Genomic DNA, 20,869 nt, shown 5'->3' with positions numbered 1-20,869 from the left:
CATGTTGCAGTTATCGATTACCTATTCATCATAACATAACCGATGATCGAACACGGCTTTGAACTGCCCAACAATCAACCCCTTCTTTTTCATTATTCAAGCAAGAAAACAATTCACCAAATACTGGGTGGTTTTTCATTGTCCGAAAACGTCTAAAAGCATAGTAGTGGGAATGTGTAGGCACTTCGTATACTTCGTGATAACGATTTTGTTCACTTTCATCCGAATACCAATCGATTTTTCTTGCATCAAGCTCGTTAGCTTTTTCGAAAATCTCTTGCATAACCCTTTTATATTGAAAAACCGCTTCTTTTCTGACATCATATTCAATAAAAACCATTAAGGATTTGCTCATACTGTTTCCTCCTAATTAATAAGGATAATGAAATGGCTTTGCAAAATATTTAATTAAGCTCGTAGTCATATGGTAAAATAAAACTAAACGACTTCAAGTCCATTTAAGGAGGCTTGAATGAATGGATACAGGAACTCATCTTGTTATCGGAGCTGCCTTAGGAGGATTAGCGACATTAGACCCTATCGCAGCCTCACATCCCGAAACATTAAATAGCATTATGCTCGGGACAATGATTGGTCAACAGGCACCAGATTTCGATACCGTATTAAAATTAAAAAATAACGCGAAGTATATTCGCAACCATAGAGGCGTTACACATTCAATTCCTGCAGTTCTGCTGTGGCCGTTATTAATCACTGGAGCTATTTATGCAGTCTCACCAGATGTAAACCTTTTGCACCTATGGATTTGGACATTCCTTGCTGTATTCCTGCATGTTTTCGTCGACATTTTCAACGCTTATGGAACTCAGGCTATTCGACCTTTTTCGCACAGGTGGGTAGCTCTTGGGATTATCAATACGTTTGATCCGTTCATTTTCTTTATTCACATTGCAGGTTTTATTATTTGGCGGTTTGGCGGACACCCAGGCTATACATTTATTGTGATTTATCTCATATTGTTTGGCTATTACCTTCTTCGCTGGTATGCAAAGCATCGTGTGGTAAAAGCAGTCAAGCAAAGAATACCTGATGCAACAAGAGTGATCACCTCGCCTACAGTAAGGTTTAATTATTGGCATTTAGCAATCGAAAGTCCAGATGCATTTTATGTAGCAAAAGCAGTTAAAGACGATATCCGAGTCCTTGATATTTACGACAAAGTTCCAGTTCCAAATATCCCACTAATTCACGAAGCGAAAAAAGACGATAATCTATCCGCATTCCTTTCATTTTCACCTGTCTACCGCTGGGAAGTAGACGAATACAATGACCATTATGAGGTTCGTTTCATTGACTTACGCTACCGAAGCAAAGGCTATTACCCATTCGTCGCAGTCGTCCAGCTCGACCAAGACCTTAACATCGTCAGCTCCTACACCGGCTGGATCTTCAGCGAAGAAAAACTAATGAAAAAACTCCAAATAGCCCCCGATGCATAAGAAAAGCGGAGGTGGGCTGTTTGGCGGCTGATTGCTGGAGCCTCCACACAAAAAATCAGCTTCCGTTTATGTGGAAGCTGATTTTTTTCAATGGATTAGACCATTATCGTCTAGTAAATGCTTATATTTCGGATTTGTTGCGACAAATTCATGTAACCGTGGTCCATAGTTTACAATCCATTGACGAACAATTCGTTCAGTCATTTCTTGTCCTTTATATTTCCAACCACCCTTTGCACGAGTGCTTTCAAAGTCTTCCCAGAGAATTTCTACCCATGTTCGGGCTTTTTCATATGATAATGATCTGTTCACATGTAACAATTCTTCTGTTAATTGCTCATAAATCTCTTCCATCTTGCAATTCACTCCTTGGTAATAACTCACGCGATATACAACGTATAGTTTCACTGATGCACCTTCATATTATAAGTAAGTGTTCAAGTTGACAAGCAGTTTGGACACGTTATGAAAGGGGCGAAACAGATGCGAAACAAAGAGCAAGGCTTTCCTCCACGAATTTCGTTAAATGGCGAACCACGGGCGAAAGCGGAATATGCTTCAAAACGTGCAAACGGTACAATAAACACAAATCCTCAACAAAGAATGCGCCGTTCGAACCAAGAATTCGGTGAGCAAGGTTAACACCAACCTTAAGGAGGGCTTATTGTGAACGAAAATTACAGCCAAAACCGCAAAAAATATTTCGAAAACATATATGCCAACCCTTTCCAATCACCACGTGCCAACCCAAAGCATGCCTTTCAACAAGTGAATGGTGAAACGCAAAAAGGGCAGCACAACCTTATTCTTGAAGTACAAACACGTAAACGCTCTTAGCCCACTAGCCTACCGTGGCTGACATACGAAGAACCAGAGAAATGATTACTCTTTCTCTGGTTTCTTTAATAAAGAAATTGGAATTGCTTCTTCTTGTTCTTTGTCACCAACTCGATAGCCCCAGGCAAAGATGCCATTCATATAATTAATTTTGAACTTTGAACCAGGGTCCTGCTCAATTTCATACACTTCACCTGGCTTGAAATCATCAGGATTAAGTAAATATGCTTTCGCCATGGCAATTTTTCGCTCATACACAGCAAACTCATTCACAATACCGAGTTGTTCAGCTTTACGGGCTTTTTCATGTAACCTGCCTATTTCTTGGTTTAATTCGTGTTTGGACATTTCACTAAATCGTCTTTCCATCACCTTAACCCCCTAGCTTGAAATCTTCTCATTTCAGTATAGAAAAGAAATGCCATATAAACAACAAAAAGCCGCTCAGCTAAACAATCAACTGATACGGCTTAATATGCATCTACTACATAAACGCTAAAATGATGGAACCAATAATTCCTGCAGATAATGCGTAGTAAATCATCGGCCCTATTGTAAAGCGAATAATATTTCCTTCTTTCCCTAGCAGGCCAACAACAGAGGCTGCTGCTACAACGTTAAGTACACATACCATATTTCCTGCGTTTGCCCCAAGGACTTGAAGAGCAAGAATAACTTCTGGTGAAGCTTGAATCTGATCTGCTACACTAAATTGGAACAGTGAGAACATCATATTACTAAATGTCGCACTTCCAGAAATGAAAGAACCAAGTGAACCGATAAATGGCGCTACAAATGACCACTTATCCCCAACAAGCTCAGATACTAGAATTGCGAGCTCCATTGGCATACTTAACAAATCTGCACTATTTATACCTGAATTAATAAAGATACGAACCATTGGAACTGCTGTACCTAATGCAATCGCACTCCCTACTAGTGTTTTTAAAGAGGTGCCAAATGCTTCTTTCACTTCTGCGGCATTCATTTTATGAATAAAGATAGTCATAATAACGACCACAACAAACACCGTCCCCGGTAAATACAACGGTTCAAATGCTGTTGAAATGTTGGTCCCAAGTATTTCAGTCCACGTTATCTTCACATCACGAAGCATTGCTTTTAACGGTAGAACATTCAAACGAGTTAATACTAAGAAAATGGCTACTAAAATGTACGGAACCCAAGCACGCTTAAGTGAAAGCTGTTTTCCAGCAACATCTTCCTTCTTAATAGAAACCTCATCTTGAACCTGCTTGAAATCCCACGTTTCTTTCGGAAGAAGAAAGCCGCGTTTCGCTGCAGGCACAACCACTGACAAACCAACAAGTCCTCCGATAATTGAAGGAAACTCTGGACCTAGAAAACCTGCTACAAGCATTGCTGGTAAAGTAAAGCTAAGCCCTGCAAAAATAGCGAATTTCCAAACTTTCAACCCTTCTGTCCATGAACGATTTTCACCAAAGAAACGAGTTAACATCGTTACCAAGATTAAGGGGATAAATGTTCCGATGATCAGATCTATCTGCATAGCCTGAACCGCTACCGCTTGCAAATAATCTGGCATACCGTCTTTTCCTAACACACTTTCTACTTGTGGAGCAATTGATGCTCCCTGACGTAGGCCTTGATCAACTCCAACAATAATTGGTGTTCCAACCGCTCCGAAAGAAACAGGGCTACTGTCTGCAATCAACGTTAGCACAACCGCTGCCAATGGAGGAAAACCAAGTGCAACAAGTAATGGCGCCCCAATCGCAGCTGGTGTTCCAAACCCTGCTGCACCTTCAATAAACGAACCAAATAGCCAAGCAATAATAATTAACTGCACCCTCCGGTCGGGCGTAATCCCTAAGAAGCCGTTACGGATCGAATCCATTGCTCCGCTCATCTTCAAGGTATTCAATAAAAGAATTGCACCAAAAACAATCCATAAGATTGTTCCTGCTACAACAACACCTTCAAGTGAAGCTGCTGCAATTTGAATAAAAGGCACTTTCCAGACAAGAAAAGCGAGTACCGCACTAACAATTAAGCTTAACGGCATGGCTTTAGTTGCCGGAAGACGTAAAATAACCAAAAAAACAAATACAGCAAGAATCGGCATGGAGCTCGTCAATAACTCTAAGAAGCTCATATCAATCACTCTCTTTAATAAAATTTGGTACTAAAGCGATTTCACAGAAGAAATATTTCCCTTTAACAGCAAGATTTTAAACCCTTAAAAGCATACAAGAAAAAAACAAACCCTTCAATGGCTATAAAGAAGTGCTAAAATTAACAATCTTATGTTATTTGGTATAAAGCCTTCATGTTTTGATTTCTGTACCCGGGGAGGACAATTGATACTTTTATTCGAAACGATGATTCAGCCATTTATTAATTTGTTCCATCGAAAAACCTCGACGGTAAAGGTACTGTTTTACCTTAAGATCAAACTCTCTGCCCTCATATTTGCGATATTTACGTTCTGCTTTCTCAGCTTGATGCCTCAAAGCCTCCCATTCAGCACTTTCCCCATTTAACTGAAGCTCAGAGACGGCTTCATTAATGACATCAAATGAGAAGCCTTTTTGCATAAGTGCTTGCTTTATTTTTTGTTCTGCTTGAACTGCAGACTCTTTCTTATATTGTTTTTGCTTCTTCTTTGCAAATTGTGTAGCAACATCAACCTGCTCTCCAAACGAATATTCTGCCAAACCAGCGTCTGCATTTCTTCCTGTTATCCCTTTTTCTTGTAGCTCACGTTGAAGAAGCATTGGGCCTTTAACAGTCGCCCGCTTCTTTGTGCGCACGAACGCCTTTGCAAACTCTAGATCATTGATATATTTATAAGTATTAAGACGTTCAATAACTGATTCTATGACACCTTCATCAATTTCTTTCCCTGCTAAGTATTCTTTGATTTCCTTTGTGGAGCGCATGCGATAAGACAAGTAATTTAGGGCAAGGCTGAAGGCTTTTTTTATTTGGTCTTCATGAAGTAGCTCTTGTATGACAACTTCGTCAATTTCCATTCCTTTTTTCAATTGATACTTTGCAAAGACGTCCATATCAAGACTGAATCCATACCTTTCACCAGACCCATCATCAATAAATAGATTAAGCCGATTTTCATTCTTTTTTTGAGCAGTAATCTTTGTAATTTTCATTAACTAATTCCCCCCACCTTTGCATACATTATAAGTAACACATCCAACTGGTTAAAGTGATTAACTTTCGGGTATTAAAATACTACATTCAAATTTTTCCCTTTGTATTTTTCATTGTATAGTTAACTTAAAAAAAGTTGGAGTGAGTGCGCGATGCATATTGCTATTACAGGCGGAACAGGTTTTGTTGGAAGCTACTTAACATCACACTTAGAGAAACAAGGCCATACACTATATATTCTTACCCGAAACCCACAATCACACAAGAACACCGAATGCATAAAATATGTTGGCTGGTTAAGTAAAGACGCCAATCCAACTGCTACAATTCCTACATTAGATGCAGTCATTAACCTTGCTGGAAAATCAATCAACAATCGCTGGACTGAACAAACTAAGAAAGAAATTAAAGAAAGCAGAATCCAGGCTACTCGCGCTGTATTAGAAATTGTGAAAGCAATGAAGCCAAGCGTATTAATAAACGCTTCAGCTGTAGGATATTACGGTAACTCCCTTGATCAAACATTTACAGAAGGCGACCCAGCCGGATCTGGCTTTCTCGCTGAGACGACAAGACTATGGGAAGAAGAAGCAGCGAAAGCACAGGAATTTGGTGTTCGGGTCGTCTACGCCCGCTTTGGAATTATCTTAGATAAGGATGAAGGTGCCCTGCCCCGAATTGCCTTACCTTATCAATTATTCGCAGGCGGCAAGCTTGGTACCGGACAACAATGGATGTCATGGGTTCATATTAATGATGTTGTCCGTATGATTGACTTTGCCCTTCATCAGCCGGAACTTAATGGTCCACTTAACGTCACAGCACCGAACCCTCACCCCATGAATGAGTTTGGCAAAATATTGGCAGAAGTTCTCCACAGACCACATTGGCTACCTGCTCCTTCCTTCGCTCTAAAAACTGTACTCGGCGAAATGAGTGAGCTTGTATTAGAAGGACAAAAGGTGCTTCCTGACAAGGCTTTGCGCCATGGTTATAAGTTTGAATTTGAGACACTTTATCCAGCTCTTGTAGACCTTTATCAACAGTAAAAAATTTCTAGAATAATTTTATAAAAAAGTGATTTACAAATGGCTGAAATTCATGTAAATTTATTTTGCTCTGCTATTTATTTTTGAAAATTATATACTGCTATAGAAGTAAGGGAAGGCAAATGGTGCGCCACCAGTTATGTCAGCTGGTCCTAGTGGGTTCGATTCCCACCCCGAATTTTTTATACCGTAATTTGATATGAAAAATTCGAGGGTGGCACTACCCGTGTGGACTGCGCCCTCAATGAACATGGAGGGAAAATGGCATGCTTAAAAAACGTGACTTAGTAGAATGTGAGCAACTTTTTGAATTGATGGTGCACCCTGAAGTCTTCCCTTTTGTACGTCATAAAGCTTCTTCTTATGAAGAATTTCTATTTTTGACAAAGCAAATGATCGAAGCCGAAGACCAAGGTGAATTAATCTCTAGAACGATTCTTGACGAATGGGGGAACCCAATCGGAACAATTAACTTGTTTGATATTGAAGACAATGCAGGCTTTCTAGGCACATGGATCGGAAAACCTTTTCATGGAAAAGGCTATAATAAACCTGCAAAAGACACGTTCTTCAATGAATTATTCTTCGAAAACGAAATTGAAACCATTTTCATGAAAATCCGTACAACAAATGACCGGTCTTTTCATGCTGCAAAAAAACTGCCTTATGTGTCAATTGCCGATGAGCTTTACCCAAATGTATTTGAACAAATTAACCAAGGTGAATTCAAATATCATCTTCTTTGTATTCACAAGGACTTATATACCCTTCATACACGACGCGAAATGCCAGTTGAACCATTCACTGAAGCAATGGAAGCTTAATGATCATCAGTATATTCCCCGCCAACTAAGGAAAGAATGTTACAAAACCTTAGCAAAGTGAGGGATAACGATGAAAAGCAAAAGTAGAAGCGATCGTGAACGAAAGCGCTCATTATCGAAAACACAAGAAGTTCTCTATTCCAAGGAATTTAAATCAGCTGACCGTGCCGGCGGCTATTTAAATCGATAATCTACACTTCAAAAAATAAAAGGGATGCTCACAAGTTGTGGGCATCCCTTTTTTACTTCCCTTAATGTGCGTGTGCATGGTGTCCTTTATCGTGTGGTTTATGTTTGCCAATATGGTCTTTTGTAAATGGGATTAAGAATCTATCAAAACCGTAATAGTATGCTGCTGGTCCAGCTGCCATAAGGATAATTGCTACTGTATATAAAACAGGGTTTGTGCTTGTTGTACCTGCAAGCATAAAGTTCAAGTTCATCAAAGCTACTCCAATAAGTGCAGGAATCGTTGCTACTCCAAGAATAAGTCCAACACCAGCAAGTAATTCTCCCCAAGGAATAAGAATGTTGAATAACTGAACATTAGGAAGAGCTACATTTTCCAGGAACGCTGCATACCAGCCTTGTACTGCTGGATGGTCGCCTGCTGCTTTACCAATTGCACCTTTCAAGAAGCCACCTGCATCAAATCCACCTACAACTTTATGCCAGCCTGCTTCAACCCATTGAATACCTAACCAAACCCGTAAAATCGTCCAAACAACCGCCATCTTTTCACCTTGTAACCATTTCATGGTTCTCATCTCCTCATTAGTTTGTTCAACACTTCACAAGATGTAGTAAATGAAAAGATTTATTTCGATCGTGGATACCTTTGAATGAGAATCGGTCTGCCTTGTCGTTTTATTTTGATAGTCATTGTCGACCTCTCCTTATTATTTGACCTTTGAACTTTGTGAAAGTTTTCACTTTCTTGGTTCACCTTTACTATACTGCCATTCGACAAAATAAGCAATTGTTTTCACATTTTCGTCAAACATATTTTTTCCTATTGTGGGTAAAACTTGTGCACAACCTGTGGATTACGTGGATAACTGTTTAAAACATGATAACATCAACCTTCATTGTTAACAGGTAGCTTTGTGGATAAACACTCCTATTCCTGTGGATAATGTTGATAACCTGTTAAAAAACTTGATTTTGTAGTATTTTTAACCCTGTTTTTCTGTTGATAACATTAAACCCTTCTAAATTTCACTATTGCTTATAGCTATTTTTTACTAAAAAGAATAAAATAGTAAATAAATTTAAAATTTGAAAGCGAGGGATATTAGTGTCCAATCAGCTTCAAAGAATGTTAGAAATCGCACCTATATTTGAAGAACTATTCAAAAATGACGACTGTATGATCGCCATTGCTGACACTGAAAAAATCGTATACTATCGACCTGGCAAAACAATAGACACTGCTTCAAAAGGGCAGAAACTAATTGAAGGCGACGGTCTGTATGATGCCATTAAAGCAAAGCGTACCCTACATAAATATGTATCCAAAGAATTATTTGAATCACCTTTCCGTGCAGTAACAGTTCCTCTTTTTGATGAAAACAAAAATGTTATTGGTGCTTTTGGCACTGCACGGGGATTAGACAAGCAAGAAAAAATCGCTGAGATGGCAGAAACCCTTGGGGCATCTCTACAAGAAATCTCTGCAAGTGTTTCTGAATTATCAAAAATGGCTCACAGCTCTTCTGAAGCCCAAGAATCCATCATTGATTCAGCAAAAGAAACAGAAGAAAAAGCCGATGAAACAACAAACATAACAAACATTATCAAAAATATTTCCAGCCAGACACATCTCCTCGGCTTAAATGCAGAAATCGAAGCTGCTCGAGCTGGAGAAGCAGGAAAAGGCTTCGCAGTAGTTGCAAATGAAGTTCGAAAGCTTTCATCAAACAGTAACGAAGCAGTAGGCAAAATTGAAGATTCCTTAAAAGAAATGAAAGCCTCAATCGATATGATTTTAAAGCAAATCTATTCAAACTCTGATACAATTCAATCACAAGCAGCTTCAATTCAAGAAATGACAACAGCAATCAAAAACCTCCACCAAATCTCAGATGACCTACTACAACTAGCCAAAGAATATTAATAGAAAAGCGGAGGCGGGCCGCTTAGAAACCTTGTTTGCTGGAGCCTTCACGCATAGAGGCGCTCTTTGCCTCGGAGCGGGAAGGTGAAGCAACACAAGTTTCTGCCCGCCGCAGCTGGATCAAAGGAACGCTGGCTAAGAGCGTCACGTCCTGTGACAACGCCTGCACTAGCACGTCCTGTGCGTCGAAAGCGGAGGCGGCTTGCCCAGGGGCGACAAGCATAAGGCAGAATGTGGAGAGGACCGCTTTACGTCCCCGCAACAGGCTGACTTATGACCTCGAGCCCCTAGCCGCCGTAGCTGGACATCTCTAAAAAACCCATGTCATCTTCTCTCTGACATGGGATTTTTCTTGCAGGGAGCAATCTTATGTTTTTTCAATTAGCAGTGCTTATTTTTTGTTTAATGATCACAATTTCAATTGTCATTGATGCGATGCGTAACGGGATTACACCAACCCCAAGCTCTGCAACAGCAGTTTCGGCCATTATAAATTACTTAAAAAGACAAAACACGACTCACAAGACTATCTACGATCTTGGCAGTGGCTGGGGCAATTTAGTTTTCCCGATAGCACGCATATTCCCTTCCGCTTCCGTTATAGGAATTGAGAATGCACTTATTCCTTATCTTTATTGCAAGGGACGAAATGCTCTCGCCCGCAAGCACATTCATTTTTCCTACAAAAATATGTATCAAGCAGATTTAAGCGATACAGATTACATTATCTGCTACATTCATAGACGCGGAATGGAAAAGCTGAAAGCTCAGTTTCAGCAACAGCTTAAACCTGGGTGTATCATCATCAGTCATTTCTTCACCATTCCTGGCTGGACTCCAACTGAAACAATCGAATTACACGATTGGCAGCGGACGAAGATTTATATCTATCATTACAAGAGAAGCGTGGAAAATTAAATCCCTCGCTTCTCTTTTTGATTTTTCAATACGTGATGAATGGCTTGTGCAACGCCATGCTCATCATTCTTTGTCGTTACCATATCACAAAGTTCTTTAATATCATCTGGCGCGTTTCCCATCGCGACCGAGTGCCCAACAGCTTCAAGCATGGAAACATCATTATAATTGTCACCAACTGCCATTGTTTCTTTCAATGACAGACCTCTTGCTGCTGTGAATTTTTCGAGGGCAATTCCTTTTTGAGCATGCTTACTAGTAATTTCAATGTTTTCTTTTGCAGAAGCACTAACGGCTAGCCCGTTAATGAACATCACTTCTTCTTTTGCCCGCTTCAGTTTCTCCTGGTCGAAAGAGAACGCTAATACTTTATAAATTGTTAAATCCTCTTTCTGTAATAATTCATCATAATGCTCCACATGTGTAATAAGTCCATGTTCAAATCTTGCTTTTGCACCTTGAAGCAGTTGCTCATAATCCTTCGTATCTCCAGCACTTAAATATACATCGATCATAACGGCTAATGCTTTTTCGTAGTCATTCGTGAATGTTCCTTGATCGGTATATACTTCGTAATATAATTCACTTCCTTCAAGTCTGGTCCGAATTTTTTGGAATGTATCACGTTCTAGCCCAACCTTTTCAATAATACGGCCTTCTGAATCTCTAATTTCAGAGCCATTCACACAAATGATCGGGCAATGAATTCCTGCGTTGTACAGGACATCTTTCGCTTCAGGATATGATCTTCCAGTCGCAACAACGACCTCTATTCCTCTGTTTCGTGCATATTCAATTGCTTTCGCATTTTCTTCATGAATAATTAAATTGCTATTTACTAATGTTCCGTCCATATCTAATGCAATGCATTGAACCATCTATTGTCACCTCTAATTTTTAATATCTTTGCTTCGTCTTCTAATTGTATCGAAATAAATGTTGCTTTTCGAATGATCCATCTTCCCCTATTCACAAATATTCCACAATTTTTCCTGAAAAAACATAGAAACCACAAACCCCCTATGGTATATTGGGATAGTACCAACTTTATCCTTTTAAGAGGTGAATATTTATGTCTAGAAAAATCGTTATTGTCGGAGGAGTTGCTGGCGGAGCAACTGCTGCAACCCGTTTACGCCGTTTAGATGAAGAGGCTGAAATTGTACTAATCGAAAGAGGAGAATATATTTCATTCGCTAACTGTGGCCTTCCATACTATATCGGTGGTGTAATTGAAGAACGCGGCAAGCTGCTTGTCCAAACTGTCGAACGTATGACAGAACGATTTAATCTTGATATTCGTGTAAAAAGTGAAGTAACAACGATTAATCGTAACCAAAAAACCGTGACTATTCACGATTTAAATACTAATCAATCATATGAAGAAAATTACGATACATTAATTTTATCACCGGGTGCTTCACCTATTAAGCCCCCAATTAAGGGCATTGAAGAAGCAGAGCATTTATTTACGCTAAGAAATATCCCTGATACTGACCGTATTAAGAGCTTTGTAGATTCGGAAAAACCGAAACGAGCTGTTGTGATTGGCGGTGGCTTTATTGGTGTTGAAATGGCAGAAAACTTGGCAGAGCAGGGAATTGACGTAACGATCGTTGAAATGGCTAATCAGCTTATGGGACCAATTGATTTCGAAATGGCATCTATCCTGCATAACCATGTTAAAGAGAAAGGAATCAACCTTATCTTCGAAGATGGTGTTCAAGAATTTGCAGACAAAGGGAAAATAGTTCAATTAAGCAGCGGCATGAAACTTGACACAGATATGATTATGCTGTCTATCGGTGTTCAACCTGAAAATAAATTAGCAAAACAAGCAGATTTAAACCTTGGTACTCGCGGTGGCATTCAAGTAAATGAACGGATGCAAACATCTGATCCGAACATTTTTGCAATTGGTGATGCGATTGAAGTAACGGATTATATTAACGGACAGCCTGTCCAAATCCCGCTTGCATGGCCAGCAAACAGACAAGGAAGGCTGGTTGCAGACTATATAAATGGCAAAGATGTCCGTTACAACGGAACACTCGGCACTTCAATTGTGAAAGTATTTGATTTAACAGCAGCAGCAACCGGTAACAATGAAAAGACATTAAAACGTCTAGGTATACCTTATCAAGTCGTTCATGTTCATCCAGGTTCTCATGCAGGTTACTACCCTGGTGCTTCTCCAATCTCGTTAAAATTAATTTTCTCACCTGAAGATGGGAAAATCCTTGGTGCACAAGCTGTCGGCATGGATGGTGTAGATAAACGAATTGATGTCATTGCTGTGGCAATTAAAGGGAATCTTACTGTGTTTGACTTACCTGACTTAGAGCTTGCATACGCTCCACCATATTCTTCAGCTAAAGACCCTGTAAATATGGCAGGATATGCAGCTTCTAATCTTCTTGATGGTGCTACAAGCAATATTCAATGGCACGAGCTCCATCAAATTGTTGAAGACGGAAGTGGATTAATTGTAGACGTACGTGACCCTAAAGAATTTGAAGCAGGTCATATTCCAAATGCAATTAATATCCCATTAGACGAAATTCGTAATCGTATTGAAGAATTTCCAGCAGACAAATCCATTTATGTATACTGCCAAGTCGGTTTGCGCGGATACCTAGCATCACGTATCCTCTTACAGCACAACCGAAATGCCGTTAACTTAGATGGGGGCTATAAAACATACTCTGCTGTTTACCCAACAGTCTAACAAAAACTCCCCTCTTATTCGTTCATTTTTTCGAATAATGAGGGGTTTTTCTCTTAATAGTTTGCTTACCTGCTTCGAACACCTATGAATGTGCGCTCATCTTGTCTTATATTGTCAAAAGTATTTACAAATAAATACAAGATTAGGTATGATTTTTAAAAAGATTGAATGGAGGGAAGACCATGAAAGACAATGAGCTTGTGATGACAATGGAGGATTTGGAGGAATACATTTCAGGCAGAAGAAAAGAGTTAATTCAAATCGGAATGGAAAAAGGCTTACAAAACGAAGAAACAATTCAGTATAGTCGTGAACTCGATTACTATCTTACCCTTTATCAGAAACATGTAAATAAGAATTGACGAAAATACAAAAGCTCACCAACAACTGTCGGCAAGCTTCTAAATCCCCTAACTTCTGGCCTCGTGCACTTTTAACTGCTTTCCTTTTATCGTGGTATTTTTCATTACTTTTAAAACTAACGGACCTTTACCGTTTAATATCTCCACATACGAAAGCTTATCAAGGATGGTAATGATGCCAATATCCTCTGCTGATACACCGTCGATTTTTGCAATTGTACCCACAAAGTCTACTGCCCTAATTTTCTTCCTCTTCCCACCGTTAAAGTAAAGCTTCATAATATCTTGATTCAGCTGTGTGCTACGGTCTTCTTTCATCATAGGCTTGCTATTTGTTTTTCTTTCAAATTCAGCTTCCTTGCTCATCACATCTTCTTTTGAAGGCGGCTCTATCTTTGGTATGTTAAAGCCAATATAATCCTCAATCTCAATTAAAAACTTCTCTTCATAAGGTGTTAGAAATGAAATTGCTTTTCCTGCTTTGCCTGCTCGGCCGGTTCTGCCTGTTCGATGCACATAACTTTCCTTTTCAAGCGGTAAGTCATAATTGATTACGTGTGTAATACCTTCTACATCAATCCCTCTCGCTGCTACATCTGTTGCTACGAGATAGCGGAATTCGCCTTTCTTGAAATCATCCATCACCTCAAACCGGTCCTCCTGTACCATTCCACCGTGCAATTTATCCACAGAATAGGCAAGCTCATCAAGTTGATCTAATAGCTCGTTTACCTTTTCTTGTGTTCGGCAGAAAATGATGCAGCTGTCTGGATTTTCAACTGTTAACACATCGTTTAGAAATGAAAGTTTCTCTTCTTCCTTCACTTCAATAAGCTCATGCTCAATCTTATCAGTTGTAAGCCCAGCTGCTTTAATTTCGAGCTTAACTGGTGCATTCAAATATTTATGGCAAAGGGATTTCACATCCTCTGGTAATGTAGCAGAGAAAAGGTAATTTACCCGTTGATGTGGTAGCTTTTCAATAATTGCTTCCACTTGATCAATGAACCCCATATTCAGCATCTCATCCGCTTCATCAATCACAAGGTATTTTAGCTGCTCTAACGCCAGTGTACCTTTTTCAATATGGTCAAGCACCCGCCCAGGCGTACCGACAACGACATGTGTTTTTTGTTTCAATTCTGTTTTCTGCCTAGTAAAAGGCTGTTTCCCAAATACAGCTGTTGCTTTAATGCGTTTGAATCTTCCTATATTCGTTATATCCGTTTTCACCTGCGCTGCAAGCTCTCGTGTTGGTGTAAGAATTAATGCTTGAGGTTTATTTTCCTCCCACTTCACCATTTCACAAATCGGAATACCGAAAGCCGCTGTCTTCCCGCTTCCAGTTTGGGACCTCACGACAAGGTCTTTCTCTTCTAACGCCATCGGTATAACTGAAGCCTGTACTTCTGTCGGGGTCTTATAACGCAAACCATTCAAAGCACGAACGATCTCTTCACTTAATTGATAGTCTGTAAAACATTTTTTATCCATGTCATAACCTCATTTTATTCATTAAAAAAGATTGATTCCCCCACCATAAGGAAAAATCAATCTTCCCACTTTATTTCTTATTTACGACGAAAGCCTTCTTCATCAAGATATTGTGCTGCTTCATTATAAGATGGAAACGTGCCATCCAAATTGACACCGGCATACACATTCCACATCTCGTCTTCATTGATTAATATCAACGATTGATTTTCTGCATTCACCCATTCTTCCTCTATACACTCAGCTTCTTCTTCCGGCATTGGAACAAGTGACTGAATGGATTCTTTGATTACTTTCCGAAGCTCCTCTTCAGAAAAATTACGGATGTTTGTCATACCTTTATGATCTGTTTCATATCCTTCAAGAAATTCTGTATACACAAATCCATTTCCATTCGGATGTAAGTGATAGACTACATTTTTCTTATCAAATCCGCTTCCTTCAAAATGAAAGTTAACCCGACCAAGCGAAACATCTTTGCGGTCTAATTCAGGAAAAGAATCTATAATCGTTAGTTTTTCTTCAAATGTCAGCATACTTCCTCCAAGTTTCAGTGATATTTCATTCAGTTCATTATAACATTGGACTCGTTCACCACCAAACGCCCTATTAAATGTATAACATGCCAATGAGGTTCATATATTTAGAATGTTTGAGTTTCCAACAAAGGAGCGAAATAACATGAACCCACAAACACCTTCTTTCGTGAGCAATATTGATCCTTATGTGTATCAAACACTTCAAGGCGTAAAGGGCGGTAAAGTCGTCGTTCAGACAACACGCGGCACTGTTACTGGAAAGCTGAAAACAGTAATGCCAGAACATATTGTCGTCGAGTCGGGCGGCTCTCCTTTCTACATTCGCATTCAACAAATCGTTTGGGTTATTCCAAAAGGATAAGGAGGGATACGATGTTTAAGCGTGAAAACCGCTTGTTAATTGACCTGCCAATCCCAGAACACGGCGACCCAAATGCAGCCGCAGTTGTTCAAGAGCTGTTAGGTGGAAAGTTTGGCGAAATGTCAACGCTCAATAATTATATGTTCCAATCATTTAACTTCCGACGGAAGGATAAGCTAAAACCATTCTATGACTTAGTCGCAAGTATTACTGCCGAGGAATTTGGCCACGTAGAGCTTGTGAGCAATGCTATTAATTTATTATCAAGAGGAAATACATTTTACACTGGCGACCCAGATGTGACGCCTCTACGCGAAGGAAAAGATAGCCGAAATACGTATCAATTTATCGCTACTGCCCAAACTGCTTTAGCAGGAGATTCAATGGGACGCGCTTGGACTGGGGACAATGTGTTTAACAGTGGAAACTTAGTGTTAGATTTACTTCATAATTTCTTCTTAGAGGTCGGTGCCCGCACACATAAAATGAGAGTGTACGAGATGACAGAAAATGAGACAGCTCGTGAAATGATCGGCTACTTACTCGTTCGCGGTGGCACACATGTCTTGGCCTACGCGAAAGCATTAGAGATTGCCACAGGTGTGGACGTAAAGAAAATGGTCCCAATACCAGACTTATCAAATTCAAAATTTGACCATGCACGAAAATTCGAAGAACAAGGCTTAGCAAACGTGTTATATACGTGGAATGATGTCGGAGATTACTTAGATATTAAACAAATATGGAAAGGAACTAACCCAGAAAGCGGTGATCAGCTCATTGTGAAAGAGGGAACACCGAAAGGAGCACCTATTCCAAATCTAGACGATCTCCCTGAACAATTCGCCCCTGGAATTGACCGTGATGATTATGCCAAGATTGCGAAGCGATTGATGGAAAATCTGTGAGGTGCCCTATACAAAAGCCCCTTGAAAGAGGGCTTTTGTTGTTTGCTCGACAACCACTCCAATAAAAAAGCTCACCAACACCCGCTGGTAAGCTTCTTTCCCTTTATTTATTTCCTCTCCAACACCGCGATATTTTCGACATGAGCCGTATGTGGAAACATATCAACAGGCTGGATATAGTTCACTTTATAATTCCCGCTCAATGTTTGGATATCTTTTGCCAAGGTTGATGGATTACAGGACACGTAGACAATTCGTTTCGGCTTTACTTTCAAAAATGTGTTGAGTAGCTTGTTGTCACAGCCTGTGCGTGGCGGGTCGACGATGACAACGTCAGGGCGCCAGCCTTCTTTTGTCCACTTTGGCATAAGGTCTTCTGCTTTGCCGGTATAGTATTTAGCGTGGCTGAAGCCATGGTTTTGAGCATTTTTTTGGGCATCTTCGATTGATTCAGCAATGGTGTCCATTCCTCTTAGTTCAGAGGCGTCTTCAGCGAGCCAAAGGCCGATTGTTCCGACACCGCAGTATGCATCAACGACTTTTTCTTTGCCTGTAAGCTCTGCTGCTTGCTTAACTTCGTCATATAATTTCACTGTTTGGATCGGATTCAATTGAAAGAATGCTCTCGCTGACAGTTCAAATGATAGGTCACCGAGTGTTTCTTGGATGACTTCTTTTCCAGCAAGGTTGCTTGTTTTGTTTCCGAAGATTAAGGATGTTTTCTGGGCATTTACGTTTTGCATAATAGACGTGATCTCTGGTAAGCGCTTTTGAATTTCTTCGATTAGCAGCTCCTTGCGCGGAATTTTTTCGGTCGCTGTGACAAGGACAAGCTGTGTCTCTTTTGTTTCAAAAGCGGTCCGAACGACAATTGTGCGAATGACTCCTGTTCGTTTGCGTTCGTTATAGATCGAAATATTTAAGTCATTAAGAATCGTTTTAACGACTTGGGTTACTTTGTTTACTTCTGTGTGCTGAACCATGCATTCTGATAGGTCGACCACTTGATGTGAATCCATTTGGTATAAGCCTGCGAGTACTTTTCCTTTTTCTTTTACAGCTTGCAGTTGACTTTTGTTCCGATAGTTCCACGGTTCTTCCATTCCAATTGTGCTTCGAATATCGAGCTTTTCAATTGGTAATCTCGTATGACGTTCAAATGCTTGGATAACAATATCACGCTTTTCTTTTAGCTGTTGTTCATATGATAGGTGCTGCAGTTGACAGCCGCCGCATTTGTCGTAAATTGGGCACGGCGCTTTCGTTCGGTGTGGCGATGGTTTGCGGATCTTTTTGATGCTGGCTTGTACGAACTTTGGCTGTACTTTCTCTGCACGTGCGACAATAACTTCATCTGGAAGTGCACCAGGCACAAAGACGACTTGCTTTTTGAAGAAACCGACACCTTCACCATTGATGCCGAGGCGTTTTATCGTTAAAGGAAATTCCTGTCCTTTTTCTAGCATAACTTGTTTTTTGCTCATGATTAATGACTCCAATAAATGAAATTTGGCAGTCAAATGACTGCCATTCTAATCTCATTATAATACACGTTGGAAAGAATCAAAAGCTACGCAACGGCTCTGGGAAAACTTTTCGAAGCATGTAATCGTCAAGTGACTTAAATTCATAGCCTTTTGCACGTAAATCATCAATCACTTTCGGAAGTGCTTCCGCATTATCACTTGATACACTATGAAGAAGCATAACCGCTCCTGGGTGAATCTGTCTCATAATACTGTCGTACGCATATTTCCAGCCTTTTTGCTGGTCTGTCTTCCAGTCTACAAATGCAAGTGACCAGAAGACATTCACATAGCCAAGCTTTTCTGAAAGCCCTAAGGTACGTTCACTGAAAACGCCGCGTGGTGCTCGAAGGTATGTCATTACTTTCTGAGGTGTTAACTTTGCGACCGCTTCTTCAACAGAACGGAGCTCTTCAGTTAACTTTGCTTCTGAGACAGTTGTTAAGTCAGGGTGATGCCACGAATGATTACCAACAATATGGCCTTCTGCAACCATTCGCTTTACAAGCTCAGGCTGGTCCTTCACATAATGACCCGTGATGAAAAAAGTTGCCGGCACTTTCTTTTCCTTCAGTACATTCAGCACTCTTTCGGTATAACCATTTTCATATCCATTATCAAAGGTAAGATAAATTTCTTTTTTTGATGGATCTGCAAGATAGAAGCTTCCATATTTCTCAAGCATCTTATCAAACTTTGCTCCAGCTGACGCACCTTGCTCATCAACACTTTTCTTAAAACCCCAATTATAACGCGTATTGTCATAAGCAAAAGCGCTATTTGGCAACGTGAAGCTTACGAGCATGAGAACAGTTAATGAAAACAATAAGATTTTTTTAGTCATTGCTCACGAACCCCTTTTTATGCTTTTAAGGTTAGTTTGCAACGATTCAGCTAAAAAATGCTATGCGAATCATATTACCAAAAAAGCCCTTGGGAGAGATGTCCCAAAGGCTTTTCAGTAACAAACGCTTACCTTCCACAGATGCTTAAGACCCGTACTTTGAATAGCAGACGTTTTTATTTTTTTAGCTAAACACTGGCTCTTTGAAGTTTTCAAGCTTTTCTAGTGATGTTTTCTCTACATCTTGGTGTAGGCTGTTTCCGTGAGAGTCCATTGTGACAACAGCTTTGAAGTCTTTTACTTGTAAGTGCCACATTGCTTCTGGAATACCGAATTCCATTAAGTCTACCCCTTCAACGCCTTGGATACATTCAGCATAGTATTGTGCTGCGCCACCAATTGCATTCAAGTAGACACCACCGTGCTCTTGAAGAGCTTTCAATGTTTTCGGTCCCATGCCGCCTTTTCCAATTACAGCGCGAATACCGAATTTCTTCATGATATCCCCTTGGTAAGGCTCTTCACGAATACTTGTTGTCGGGCCTGCGGCTTTCACATGCCAATCCCCTTCTTCGTCCTTGAGCATAACAGGACCACAGTGGTAAATAACTTGTCCGTTCAAATCAATTGGAGCGTCGTTATCCATTAAATGCTTATGAATCGCGTCGCGGCCTGTGTGAAGTGCACCGTTAATGCGAACAACATCACCGACTTTCAGCTCGCGGATTTGTTCTTCTGTAATTGGTGCTTGAAGAACAACCTCACGTGATTCATCTGATTCAGCTGCTGCAGCTGTTTCTTTTTGAGCTTCTTTTGCGAAATCTACATCATCACCATCTTGGTATTCCCATGCTTTAATTTCACCTGTTTCAGGGCTAACCTGAACGCCTTGGCGACGGAATGCCCAACAGTTGTAAGCAACAGATACGTAGAAAGATGCTGGAATACGGTTCATCACTCCGACCTTACAGCCTAGAAGTGTTGTTTCGCCACCAAAGCCCATTGTACCAATTCCAAGTGTATTAGCATTGTTCATCACATAATCTTCAAGCTTACGTAAGTCTTCATTCGGATTCACATCATCCACATTGCGGAACAGCTGTTGCTTCGCTAAGTCATAGCCTGATGTACGGTCGCCACCGATCCCCACTCCGATGAAGCCGGCGCTACAGCCTTGTCCTTGTGCTTGATACACAGAGTGCATAATACACTTACGGATACCATCTAAGTCACGGCCCGCACGTCCGAGTCCTTCAAGCTCAGCTGGTAAGCTATATTGGATATTTTTGTTTTCACAGCCGCCACCTTTTAAGATAAGACGAGCATCGATATAATCTTCTTCCCATTGCTCAAACTTAATTACAGGTGTGCCTGGTCCTAAGTTATTACCGCTATTTGAACCTGTAATTGAATCAACAGAGTTCGGACGAAGCTTTCCATCTGCTGTCGCTTGCTCCATTGCCGCTTCAATCGCAGCTTTAATTTTTAGCTGATTTACGCCTACAGGTGTTTTTATCTTAAATGTTGGTAAGCCTGTGTCTTGGCAAATTGGCGAAATATTCTCTTCAGCCATCAAGATGTTATTTGTAATAGTGTCTAATGACATTGCAGAACGTGTGCCTGCCGTTTCATTTAACTTTGCCTTAGCAATTGCACGACGTACATCTTTCGGCAATTTTGTTGATGTTTCTACGATCAACTGATACATACTTTCTTGTAACTTTTCCATACTTAATTCCCCTCTCCCTTT

24 protein-coding genes are annotated in these 20,869 nt (G+C 40.3%); 12 read left to right on the top strand and 12 right to left on the bottom strand.

Features of this window, described 5'->3' with window-relative positions; all coding sequences use genetic code 11:
- Positions 1 to 28 precede the first annotated feature (28 nt).
- Positions 29 to 355 (bottom strand): hypothetical protein, encoded by a 327-nt coding sequence (locus tag LC040_19205; protein WLR51261.1) that lies wholly within the window; start codon positions 353 to 355, stop codon positions 29 to 31.
- Between the two features lie 121 nt (positions 356 to 476).
- Here LC040_19205 and LC040_19200 point away from each other — a divergent pair, with 121 nt between their 5' ends.
- A complete protein-coding gene (locus LC040_19200; protein WLR51260.1) occupies positions 477 to 1,460 on the top strand; it encodes a metal-dependent hydrolase in 984 nt (327 codons plus the stop codon).
- A gap of 87 nt (positions 1,461 to 1,547) precedes the next feature.
- Here the strand turns inward: LC040_19200 and LC040_19195 are convergent, their stop codons facing one another.
- Positions 1,548 to 1,814, bottom strand: a complete 267-nt coding sequence (locus LC040_19195; GenBank protein ID WLR51259.1) for a YfhJ family protein — start codon at positions 1,812 to 1,814, stop codon at positions 1,548 to 1,550.
- Between the two features lie 129 nt (positions 1,815 to 1,943).
- On the opposite strand from LC040_19195, the gene sspK reads away from it, so the two are divergent.
- Entirely contained in the window at positions 1,944 to 2,102 is a 159-nt protein-coding gene (sspK, locus tag LC040_19190; protein WLR51258.1) for a small, acid-soluble spore protein K, read from the top strand.
- Between the two features lie 24 nt (positions 2,103 to 2,126).
- The gene (locus LC040_19185) at positions 2,127 to 2,297 is read left to right on the top strand and encodes a YpzG family protein (GenBank protein WLR51257.1); all 171 of its coding nucleotides are present in this window, start codon (positions 2,127 to 2,129) and stop codon (positions 2,295 to 2,297) included.
- Between the two features lie 45 nt (positions 2,298 to 2,342).
- Here LC040_19185 and LC040_19180 read toward each other — a convergent pair whose 3' ends face one another.
- The 3 genes from LC040_19180 to recX form a co-directional block, all read right to left on the bottom strand.
- The gene (locus LC040_19180; protein WLR51256.1) at positions 2,343 to 2,666 is read right to left on the bottom strand and encodes a YfhH family protein; all 324 of its coding nucleotides are present in this window, start codon (positions 2,664 to 2,666) and stop codon (positions 2,343 to 2,345) included.
- Between the two features lie 115 nt (positions 2,667 to 2,781).
- The gene (locus LC040_19175) at positions 2,782 to 4,434 is read right to left on the bottom strand and encodes an L-lactate permease (protein WLR51255.1); all 1,653 of its coding nucleotides are present in this window, start codon (positions 4,432 to 4,434) and stop codon (positions 2,782 to 2,784) included.
- Between the two features lie 214 nt (positions 4,435 to 4,648).
- Complete coding sequence (gene recX, locus LC040_19170) at positions 4,649 to 5,449, bottom strand: recombination regulator RecX (GenBank protein ID WLR51254.1); 801 nt, start codon at positions 5,447 to 5,449, stop codon at positions 4,649 to 4,651.
- 153 nt (positions 5,450 to 5,602) lie between these two features.
- Here recX and LC040_19165 point away from each other — a divergent pair, with 153 nt between their 5' ends.
- From LC040_19165 to LC040_19155, 3 genes are all read left to right on the top strand, one after another.
- Entirely contained in the window at positions 5,603 to 6,499 is an 897-nt protein-coding gene (locus tag LC040_19165; protein WLR51253.1) for a TIGR01777 family oxidoreductase, read from the top strand.
- Positions 6,500 to 6,765: 266 nt separating this feature from the next.
- On the top strand, positions 6,766 to 7,323 hold the full coding sequence (locus tag LC040_19160) for a GNAT family N-acetyltransferase (GenBank protein ID WLR51252.1): 558 nt from the start codon (positions 6,766 to 6,768) through the stop codon (positions 7,321 to 7,323).
- A gap of 70 nt (positions 7,324 to 7,393) precedes the next feature.
- Positions 7,394 to 7,513: a YfhE family protein gene (locus tag LC040_19155; GenBank protein WLR51251.1), complete on the top strand. Its 120-nt coding sequence runs from the start codon at positions 7,394 to 7,396 to the stop codon at positions 7,511 to 7,513.
- Positions 7,514 to 7,574: 61 nt separating this feature from the next.
- Here LC040_19155 and LC040_19150 read toward each other — a convergent pair whose 3' ends face one another.
- A complete protein-coding gene (locus LC040_19150; GenBank protein ID WLR51250.1) occupies positions 7,575 to 8,081 on the bottom strand; it encodes a DoxX family protein in 507 nt (168 codons plus the stop codon).
- Between the two features lie 539 nt (positions 8,082 to 8,620).
- Here LC040_19150 and LC040_19145 point away from each other — a divergent pair.
- Complete coding sequence (locus LC040_19145) at positions 8,621 to 9,439, top strand: methyl-accepting chemotaxis protein (GenBank protein WLR51249.1); 819 nt, start codon at positions 8,621 to 8,623, stop codon at positions 9,437 to 9,439.
- A 369-nt stretch (positions 9,440 to 9,808) separates the two neighbouring features.
- A complete protein-coding gene (locus tag LC040_19140; protein WLR51248.1) occupies positions 9,809 to 10,357 on the top strand; it encodes a class I SAM-dependent methyltransferase in 549 nt (182 codons plus the stop codon).
- Here LC040_19140 and LC040_19135 read toward each other — a convergent pair.
- Positions 10,354 to 11,235: a Cof-type HAD-IIB family hydrolase gene (locus LC040_19135; GenBank protein ID WLR51247.1), complete on the bottom strand. Its 882-nt coding sequence runs from the start codon at positions 11,233 to 11,235 to the stop codon at positions 10,354 to 10,356. The two genes, LC040_19140 and LC040_19135, sit on opposite strands and share 4 nt — an antisense overlap.
- Positions 11,236 to 11,429: 194 nt before the next feature.
- Here LC040_19135 and cdr point away from each other — a divergent pair, with 194 nt between their 5' ends.
- Together cdr and LC040_19125 are read left to right on the top strand one after the other, a co-directional pair.
- Positions 11,430 to 13,085: a CoA-disulfide reductase gene (cdr, locus tag LC040_19130; protein ID WLR51246.1), complete on the top strand. Its 1,656-nt coding sequence runs from the start codon at positions 11,430 to 11,432 to the stop codon at positions 13,083 to 13,085.
- Between the two features lie 182 nt (positions 13,086 to 13,267).
- Positions 13,268 to 13,447 carry an aspartyl-phosphate phosphatase Spo0E family protein gene (locus tag LC040_19125; protein ID WLR51245.1) on the top strand — a complete coding sequence of 60 codons (180 nt, stop codon included), beginning with the start codon at positions 13,268 to 13,270 and terminating at the stop codon, positions 13,445 to 13,447.
- Between the two features lie 48 nt (positions 13,448 to 13,495).
- Here LC040_19125 and LC040_19120 read toward each other — a convergent pair whose 3' ends face one another.
- Both LC040_19120 and LC040_19115 read right to left on the bottom strand, forming a co-directional pair.
- Positions 13,496 to 14,941 (bottom strand): DEAD/DEAH box helicase, encoded by a 1,446-nt coding sequence (locus LC040_19120; GenBank protein ID WLR51244.1) that lies wholly within the window; start codon positions 14,939 to 14,941, stop codon positions 13,496 to 13,498.
- A gap of 77 nt (positions 14,942 to 15,018) precedes the next feature.
- Positions 15,019 to 15,477, bottom strand: a complete 459-nt coding sequence (locus tag LC040_19115; GenBank protein WLR51243.1) for a hypothetical protein — start codon at positions 15,475 to 15,477, stop codon at positions 15,019 to 15,021.
- Positions 15,478 to 15,622: 145 nt separating this feature from the next.
- Between LC040_19115 and LC040_19110 the strand changes: the two genes are divergently transcribed.
- The gene (locus LC040_19110) at positions 15,623 to 15,841 is read left to right on the top strand and encodes a YuzF family protein (protein ID WLR51242.1); all 219 of its coding nucleotides are present in this window, start codon (positions 15,623 to 15,625) and stop codon (positions 15,839 to 15,841) included.
- Between the two features lie 11 nt (positions 15,842 to 15,852).
- The gene (locus LC040_19105; GenBank protein ID WLR51241.1) at positions 15,853 to 16,749 is read left to right on the top strand and encodes a manganese catalase family protein; all 897 of its coding nucleotides are present in this window, start codon (positions 15,853 to 15,855) and stop codon (positions 16,747 to 16,749) included.
- Between the two features lie 107 nt (positions 16,750 to 16,856).
- Here the strand turns inward: LC040_19105 and rlmD are convergent, their stop codons facing one another.
- From rlmD to LC040_19090, 3 genes are all read right to left on the bottom strand, one after another.
- Positions 16,857 to 18,233: a 23S rRNA (uracil(1939)-C(5))-methyltransferase RlmD gene (gene rlmD, locus LC040_19100; protein ID WLR51240.1), complete on the bottom strand. Its 1,377-nt coding sequence runs from the start codon at positions 18,231 to 18,233 to the stop codon at positions 16,857 to 16,859.
- Positions 18,234 to 18,312: 79 nt separating this feature from the next.
- Positions 18,313 to 19,080, bottom strand: coding sequence for a delta-lactam-biosynthetic de-N-acetylase (gene pdaA, locus LC040_19095; protein ID WLR53348.1), 768 nt, complete (start codon positions 19,078 to 19,080; stop codon positions 18,313 to 18,315).
- 223 nt (positions 19,081 to 19,303) lie between these two features.
- The gene (locus LC040_19090) at positions 19,304 to 20,848 is read right to left on the bottom strand and encodes a fumarate hydratase (protein ID WLR51239.1); all 1,545 of its coding nucleotides are present in this window, start codon (positions 20,846 to 20,848) and stop codon (positions 19,304 to 19,306) included.
- Between the last annotated feature and the right edge of the window lie 21 nt (positions 20,849 to 20,869).

It is taken from the genome of Bacillus tianshenii (assembly GCA_020524525.2).
GTDB lineage: Bacteria > Bacillota > Bacilli > Bacillales > Bacillaceae_N > Bacillus_AV.
The sequence above is the reverse complement of the archived record's forward strand: the minus strand, read 5'-3'. Positions and strand labels throughout refer to the sequence as shown.